Source organism: Marinifilum sp. JC120 (genome assembly GCA_004923195.1).
GTDB lineage: Bacteria > Desulfobacterota > Desulfovibrionia > Desulfovibrionales > Desulfovibrionaceae > Maridesulfovibrio.
Map to the genome: position 1 here is coordinate 1 of RDSB01000060.1, position 1124 is coordinate 1124.

Genomic DNA, 1124 nt, shown 5'->3' on the forward strand with positions numbered 1-1124 from the left:
AACTGAATTCTTTCTGGTTAAAGAATCTTTTTCTAGTTGCTCTGGAACAATTAGGAGATTGTCTAGAAGAAATACGGGGTGCTGGCGGCAACATGCTATGGGGTGGTGATCCCGCTTATGGGGTCAAATCAATACGTTCTAAGAAGAAAGATTTGAAAATAAATTTCATCGATATCATCGATCTCATAAGTATCATACCAAATCCCATCAATCGAATCACTTTTTCGAGAAATACGAGACATCTAAGTCRTACAAGTAAAGAGATCTATTMATTGATAAGAAAAAGAAAAAACGTGARCGGTGATTGGATTGATGATAAAATMGAATCCTGGGTMKCGAAMASTGATTCGATTGATGATRAAGAAAGAGAATTCTTGTTTCAGTTCTCCACCTTAMSGRMAGAAAAAAGGATTGAKMAAATTCTATTGAGTCTGACTCATAGTGATCRTTTATCAAAGAATGAYTCTGGTTATCAAATGATTGAACAACCGGGAWCARTTTACTTACGATACTTAGTTGACATTCATAAAAAGTRTCTAATGAATTATGAGTTCAAYASATCCTSTTTAGCAGAAAGACGGATATTCCTTGCTCATTATCAGACAATCACTTATTCACAAACTTCGTGTGGGGCTAATAGTTTTCATTTCCCRTCTCATGGAAAACCCTTTTCGCTCCGCTTAGCCYTATCCCYCYCTAGGRGTATTTTAGTGATAGGATCTCTAGGAACTGGACGATCYTATTTGGTCAAATACCTAGCGACAAACTCCTATGTTCCTTTCATTACRGTATTTCYGAACAAGTTCCTGGATRACAAGCCKAAAGGTTWTYTTATTGATGATATCRATATTGATGATAGTGACGATATTGATGMTAGTRACGATATTGATCGTGAACTTGATACGGAGCTGGAGCTKCTAACTATGATGAATGCRCTAACTATGGATATGATGYYGGAAATAGACCGATTTTATATCACCCTTCAATTCGAATTAGCAAAAGCAATGTCTCCTTGCATAATATGGATTCCAAACATTCATGATCTKGATGTGAATGAGTCGARTTACTTAKCCCTCGGTCTATTRGTGAACTMTCTCTCCAGGGATTGTGAAAGATGTTCCACT

At 36.5% G+C, this 1124-nt stretch carries 1 protein-coding gene; it reads left to right on the top strand.

What is annotated here, in order from left to right:
* The coding region (locus D0S45_20320) for a DUF825 domain-containing protein (protein ID TIH08937.1) at positions 1-1124 on the top strand (1124 nt) is incomplete at both ends.